At 63.6% G+C, this 6,734-nt stretch carries 6 protein-coding genes; 3 read left to right on the top strand and 3 right to left on the bottom strand.

Annotation, left to right across the window (positions count from 1 at the left end; genetic code table 11):
• The first annotated feature begins 317 nt into the window (after positions 1-317).
• Complete coding sequence (locus HMPREF3172_RS03910; RefSeq protein WP_070515590.1) at positions 318-1,616, top strand: GNAT family N-acetyltransferase; 1,299 nt, start codon at positions 318-320, stop codon at positions 1,614-1,616.
• Between the two features lie 157 nt (positions 1,617-1,773).
• Positions 1,774-3,363 carry a phosphoglycerate dehydrogenase gene (gene serA, locus HMPREF3172_RS03915; RefSeq protein WP_141741567.1) on the top strand — a complete coding sequence of 530 codons (1,590 nt, stop codon included), beginning with the start codon at positions 1,774-1,776 and terminating at the stop codon, positions 3,361-3,363.
• A 1-nt stretch (position 3,364) separates the two neighbouring features.
• Here the strand turns inward: serA and HMPREF3172_RS03920 are convergent, their stop codons facing one another.
• The gene (locus tag HMPREF3172_RS03920; protein ID WP_070515594.1) at positions 3,365-4,216 is read right to left on the bottom strand and encodes an HpcH/HpaI aldolase/citrate lyase family protein; all 852 of its coding nucleotides are present in this window, start codon (positions 4,214-4,216) and stop codon (positions 3,365-3,367) included.
• 107 nt (positions 4,217-4,323) lie between these two features.
• Here HMPREF3172_RS03920 and HMPREF3172_RS03925 point away from each other — a divergent pair, with 107 nt between their 5' ends.
• Positions 4,324-5,361, top strand: coding sequence for a 3-isopropylmalate dehydrogenase (locus HMPREF3172_RS03925; RefSeq protein WP_070515596.1), 1,038 nt, complete (start codon positions 4,324-4,326; stop codon positions 5,359-5,361).
• Between the two features lie 151 nt (positions 5,362-5,512).
• Here HMPREF3172_RS03925 and HMPREF3172_RS03930 read toward each other — a convergent pair whose 3' ends face one another.
• On the bottom strand, positions 5,513-6,076 hold the full coding sequence (locus HMPREF3172_RS03930) for a hypothetical protein (protein WP_061943287.1): 564 nt from the start codon (positions 6,074-6,076) through the stop codon (positions 5,513-5,515).
• A gap of 323 nt (positions 6,077-6,399) precedes the next feature.
• Positions 6,400-6,734 (bottom strand): LPXTG cell wall anchor domain-containing protein (locus tag HMPREF3172_RS03935; RefSeq protein ID WP_141741568.1); only part of this gene is annotated, 335 nt, incomplete at its 5' end.

Here is a 6,734-nt window from a genome sequence, read left to right on the forward strand (position 1 = left end):
AAACACCCGTTAGCCGGAATCTGCGCTTTAGCCGTAACGAGACACCCGTTAGCCGGGATCTGCGTCTTAGCCGCTACTGCTAACGGGAGTTTTTGTTGCTAAAGCGTGGGCGGGTGCAGAAATGGGGCCGGGGTGCCGGCGGGCTGAGGGGCCGAGGTGCCGGCTGGCTGACGGGCCGCCGCGCCGGGCTGCCGCTCCGGGCGCCCGCAGGGCCGAGGCGCCGGGCCGTCGCAAGGACAAACCCACCCCGCCAATCCACCGAATCCAGGCTGAAAACCCCTACCGCCGCCGTCCCGCAATACTGTAAATTTGTCTGAGTGCTGAACTATCGTTTTGAAACATTCCGTCCTGGTGTCGAAACTGACCCCGAAACCGGCAAGAAGAAAGTAGATGCGCGCACCGCCGCTTTCTTTGAGGCCGTCAACGCGGGCTTCCACGACAAGCGCGAAGACGAAGAAAAATCTCTGCAGCGCTACGAGCGCAGCCACGCAGACGGTCGTATTTTCACCGGTGTCTACGCCCCTGAAACTCAGAAGCACGCACTCAGCACCGACGTGCCCGTCGCAACCTTCGTCCACTTCGAAGCGCCGATCAACGTCGGCGAGAACCGCCTGCAGAACGCGCACATGATTACGTGGGTGACGGTGCGCCCCACCCACCGTCGCCGCGGCCTGCTGCGCACCATGATGACGAACAACCTCAAGGATGCCGCTGCGGCCGGCTTCCCGTTTGCCGCTCTGACGGCCACAGAGGGCGGTATCTACCGTCGCTACGGTTTCGGCACGGCATCCTGGATGGGCTCGTTTGAAGTCGACACGAACCCCGGTTTCCGCCTGGCTGCAGAAGCTGATTCTCGCGTCGAAATGTGCGAAGCCGCCGTCCTCAAAGACCTCGCCCCCAGCATCTACGAGCGTTTCATGCGCACAACCCCGGGTGCGGGCGGCCGCCAGCAGCGCTACTGGGATGTCGCCGCGGGCAAGTACGACTTCGAGTCCGGCGGCCCCGACCCGGCCGCCCGAGCCGCTCTGCACTACGACGAAGACGGCGAACCGGACGGCTACGTCACCTACAAGTTCACCGGCTGGGACAAGCCCACCCCGACCGTCCAGGTGCTCGACCTCATTGCGGTGTCCGACGCCGCGTACTCGTCCCTGTGGTCGTTCCTTGGCTCCATCGACCTTGTGGAGCGCGTCAAGTACGACGGTGCCCAGCCTTCACCTCTGCCGTGGCTGCTGGAGAACCCCCGTCGCGTGCAGCAGAAGTCCCACTGGGACCTCCTGTGGCTGCGCATCCTCGACGTCAAAAAGGCCCTTGAGGCCCGCCAGTGGCTGGTGCCGGGAACCCTGACGCTCAAGGTCACCGACTCCCTGGGCTACGCGGAGGGCACGTGGCGCATCGACTCCGATGGCTCGGACGCCACCGTCGAACAGGTCCCGGACGCCCAGCCTGACATCGAACTCGATGTCGCTGAGCTCGGCTCCATCTACCTGGGTGGCGCCGACCCGTCGCTGCTGACCCGTGCCGGCCGCATCACCGAGTGCACCCCGGGGGCGGCTGTGCGCGCCCGGCTCATGTTCTCGATGGCCCGGGCCCCGTACACCCCGTACGAATTCTGACCCGATAACCACACTCACGAGGCGCCGCTCACCACGGCGCCTCGTGTGCTGTTCGGGGGTGGTCGGCTGGGTGTGGGTGCCCCGCGCCAGGGTGGGATGTCAGCCGCTTCACAGTGATCCCTAAACTGTTGTCACGCACACACTTGTAGGGGGAATCGTGACGAAACCTGTTGTCCTTATTGCCGAAAAGCTCTCGGACGCGACCGTGAGTGAACTCGGCCCTGATTTTGAGGTCCGCTACTGCAATGGCGCTGACCGCGCTGAACTGCTGAAGGCTCTGCCAGGTGCTTCGGCGGTGCTGATCCGCTCGGCCACCCAGATGGACGAAGAGGCAATTGCCGCAGCCACTGACCTGCGCGTTATTGCGCGTGCCGGTGTGGGTCTTGACAACGTTGACATCCCGGCCGCAACCAAGGCCGGTGTCATGGTGGTCAACGCGCCGACGTCGAACATCACTTCGGCAGCCGAGCTGACCATGGCCCACATTCTGGGTGCCGCCCGCAACTACGGTGAGGGCAACCGTTCGCTCAAGGCCGGCGAATGGAAGCGCAGCGCTCTGACCGGTGCCGAGCTGTTTGAGAAGACCCTCGGCATTGTCGGTCTGGGCCGCATCGGCGGTCTCGTGGCTGAGCGTGCGCGTGCTTTCGGCATGAAGCTCATCGGCTACGACCCCTACATCACGCAGGCCCGTGCCGGCCAGATGGGCGTTGAGGTTGTCAGCCTCGACGAACTTCTTGAGCGCTCCGACTTCATCACGGTTCACATGCCCAAGACCGAGGAAACCACCGGCATGATCGGTGCGGAGGCCTTCACCAAGACGAAGCCCGGCGTGCGCGTGGTCAACGTTGCTCGTGGTGGAATCATCGACGAAGAGGCCCTCGCTGACGCTATTCGCACTGGCAAGGTGGCTGCTGCAGGACTCGACGTGTGGACGGAAGAGCCCCCGGTCGACAACCCGCTGCTCGAACTTCCTCAGGTCAACGCGACCCCGCACCTGGGTGCATCAACGGCCGAGGCGCAGGAAAAGGCCGGTATCGCCGTCGCCCGCTCGGTCCGTCGCGCCATGGCGGGAGAGCTCGTGCCGGACGCTGTCAACGTCGCCGGCGGTGCAATCCACGAAGACGTTCGCCCCGGCATCATCCTGGCCGAGCGCCTGGGCCGTACCCTCACGGCTCTCATCGACGAACCGCTGGCGCACCTGCGCGTGGAAGTCCACGGCGAGATCGGCGAACTCGATGTTTCCGTCCTCAAGCTCTCAGCTCTGAAGGGTGTTTTCACTGACGTCGTTTCGACCCCGGTCACCTACGTCAACGCTCCCGTCTTGGCTGAAGAGCGCGGTGTGACGACGGAACTCGTCACGTCCACCGACTGCGAGCGCTACCGCAACATCACCTCGATCGTCGCGACCACCGCCTCGGGCAAGCAGATGAGCGTTTCCGGTACCGTCACGGGCCCCAAGCTCATGCAGAAGCTCACCGAGGTCGGCGGCTTCGACATCGAGATCCAGCTGTCAGACAACCTCGTGATGTTCCGCTACGAAGACCGTCCGGGTGTCATCGGCCAGCTGGGTCAGGCGCTGGGCCGTTCGAACATCAACATTGCAGGCATGCAGGTGGCGCGCACCGACGCCGGTTCGGAAGCGCTCGCTGTGCTTGACGTCGATTCGCCGGTGAGCGAAGAAATCGCCGAGGCGGTCGCGGGTGCCGTTGATGCTTCGGCTTTTGCAACGGTCAACCTGGGGGAGTGACTCAGCTTTTCCAGAGGCCGTAGGAATCGGCCAGGCTCGCGATTTTCTTAGCGCGGGCCATGCGGGGGAGGTACGAACCGTCGGTGATCCCATCGGCGTGTTCGGCCTCCTCCAGCATTTCGCGGGCCCATTCGCGGTCTTCTTCGGACGGTGCGAGGCCTTCGTTGACGTAGGGCACCTGGGCTTCGCTGAGCACCAGTTTGCCGGTCATGCCCATTTTCATGGTCCACGCGCAGTCCGAGCTGACGGTGGACTTGCCCGCACCGGGGGAGGACGGCCCGTCAATAGCGCCGGCCAGACCGCCGACGCGGGATGCGATGACAAGTCGAGAGCGCGCGTAGGCCAAGGCGACCGGGTCGTCGCCGATGCCGGTGTCTTTGCGGAAGTCGTTGACGCCGAAGGCCAGGCGGAAGGTGCCGGCAGCTGAAGCGATGCGGGTGGCGTTCTCCAGCCCGAGGGCCGTTTCAATGAGTGCCAGGATCGGCATGCCCACACCCGCGCGGATTGATGTCAGGGTGACCTGTTCGGGTTCTTCTGTGTTCGGCAGCATGATGCCGCGCAGACCGGGCAGTCCGGACAGGGCATCGAGGTCTTCTTCCCAGTGGTGGGTCCACGTGTTGTTGACGCGCACCCAGCCGACCATCCCGTTTTCCAAAGCGCTGACAACATTGGCCCGCGCGGTGTCTTTCTGGTCGTCCGGCACTGCGGCTTCGAGGTCGAAGATGATCGAGTCGGCGTCGCTTGTCTGTCCGGATGCGAACAGATCGGGTTTGGACGCGTTGACGAAAAGCCATGAGCGTGACAGTCGGGCGGGCAGTGCAAGGGCGCGCTTGTTGCGCAGCTGGTCGGACATGCCACCCAGTCTATGAACATGTGAGGCCCAAGGGGAGGGGCCGCTCAATATGTCCACAGATCAAGACGGGTGGCCGAATGACGAGACCGGCGCGTACTGTGGGTCACATGGATTTGAAGATTGCAGTCATGCCGGGTGACGGCATCGGCAAAGAGATTGTTCCCGTCGGACTCGATGTCTTGAACCGCGCCGTTGAAGTCGCCGGTGAAGACGTCACCATCACGACTAAGCAGTTCGAAGCCTCCGCTGAGCGCTGGCACAAGACCGGTGAAACGCTCACGGACGACGAACTCGAAGAGCTGCGCGGCTTCGACGCGATCTACTTCGGCGCCTGCGGTGACCCGTCGGTGCCCTCGGGTGTGCTTGAGCGGGGCATCATCATCAAGATGCGCTTCGGACTGGACCACGCGGTCAACCTGAGGCCCTCGCGGTTCTTTCCCGGCACCTCGTCCCCCTTGGCGAACCCGGGTGACATTGACTTCGTGGTTGTGCGCGAAGGCACGGAGGGCTCCTATACGGGGCAGGGCGGTTCACTGCGACAGGGCACACCTCACGAGGTGTCGAACGAGGTGTCGGTCAACACCTGGTTCGGTGTCGAACGCACGGTTCGGTACGCCTTTGAGCTCGCGCAGAAGCGCTCAAAGAAGCTGACGTGGGTGCACAAGAACAATGTGATGGTGCACGCCGGTCACCTCTGGGGACGCGTGATTGACGCTGTCGCACCGGAGTTCCCGGACGTTGCGGTGAGCTACGAGCACGCTGACGCCAGCACCATGTACATGGTCAACGATCCCGGCCGCTATGACGTCATCGTCACCGACAATCTGTTCGGCGACATACTGTCCGACCTGGCTGCTGCCGTCACCGGCGGTATCGGCCTGGCGGCGTCTGGAAATCTCAACCTTGCGGGTACGGGACCGTCGCTGTTTGAGCCGATTCACGGTTCGGCACCGGACATTGCGGGCAAAGGCATTGCAGACCCGACAGCGGCGATCCTTTCGGTCGCTCTTCTGGCTGAGAACAACGGCCTGGGCAAGGCTGCTGAGGCGATTCGCTCGGCTGTCGAAGCTGATCTTGCCGAGCGCGGGGACGCGCAGCGTTCGACTGAGGAAATCGGTGCGGCTATTCGCGACCGTTTGAGCTGATTCGCTCCCGAATCCCACGAGGGGCCCGGCCATTGTGGCCGGGCCCCTTTTCTATGGCGTAAAGGCGGTGCTGAAGCTTGCTGGAGGCATGCCGTGACATAACTGAGGCCCAGCCGCAATGGCTGGGCCTCAGTTATTCGTGTGGGAGGTGTCAGGCAACTCCGTTGTAGCGGATGGGTTCGCCGACGTTCTGACTGATGAGTTCGTCCTTGGTGGCGTGGCGTGTGTTGGGGGCTTCCTTGCCGGTCTGTCCGCCGCCGTGTTCCAGCAGTTCGAACGATCCGTCTGGGTTCACTGCCTTGACCAGCACGATGTGGTCGGGGCCGGTGATTGCGTCACCGGGCTGGATGTCTTCCCATGCGATCGCGTGGGCGACGCCGTTGGGCACGAACGTGAAGGATGCCTCGCCGGGGCCGCCGGAGTTCCATGCGTAGGACACGAATCCGGAACAGTCCCTGCGGTAGTCATCGAAGTAGTCCTGGCCCTGCGAGTAGTAGGGGGCCTTTGCCATGCGGTCTTCTGCGCGCTTGATGATTTCGTCACGGCTGATTCCCTGGCCGTCAGCCTGAGCGGGCGCGGCCTGAGCCTGGGCTGCGCCGGGGTTTTCTGCTGGGGCTGCCTGAGCGGCTCCTGCTGCTGCAAGCAGGCTGCCTGCGCCGATTGCTGCGGCAAGTGCGCCGTGGGTGAGGGTGCGTGTTAGATCTTTCTTGAGCATGTCACTCTCCATAATCTAGACGTCCTGGAAGACCTCCAGGCATGTTTCACGCTAGGCGCGTTTGTCCGGCACGGGAATGGATCGGGCGGCAAATGAGCTGCTTTTTCATCGTCTTTTCAGCCTTGCGGAGCTATCTTAAGTGCGCGACGAGTAACACCTGACCGCAGCTTTACCGTTCGACTTTTCAACGATGGTGCCCAGGCCGCGGCTAGGAACGCGGCACACAAATCTGCATACAAAAGGCGGCGGGGCCACAGGATTTCTCCCGTGGCCCCGCCGCTTTTGTGTGAGTCAGCGACTCAGCGCGGTGGCTGTTCTACAGCTCAGCGCTTCGAGGGGCGCCTGCGCACTGCGAGCAGTCCCACGCCGCCGGCGATCAGCACAGCTGCTGCAGCGAGTGTGCCTGCAACGCTGACACCGGTGCGCGGCAGAGGCGAGCTGCCTGAGCCGTTCGAGTCAGCCGGCTTGTTGCCGTCCCCACCCGAGGTGCCACCCGTGTCACTGCCTCCCGAGGTGCCGGGAACCTGGGCCTCCTCGCTCGGCTTGTCGCTGGGCTTACCGGGTTCGTTCGGCTTGTCGCTCGGATCCTTGGAAGGTTCCTCGGTCGGGTCCTGCGAGGGTTCGTCAGAGGGGTCCTGGCTCGGTTCCTCGGTCGGGT

Origin of the sequence: Brevibacterium sp. HMSC08F02 (genome assembly GCF_001807555.1) — a bacterium.
In the GTDB taxonomy this organism is placed as follows: Bacteria; Actinomycetota; Actinomycetes; order Actinomycetales; family Brevibacteriaceae; genus Brevibacterium; species Brevibacterium ravenspurgense.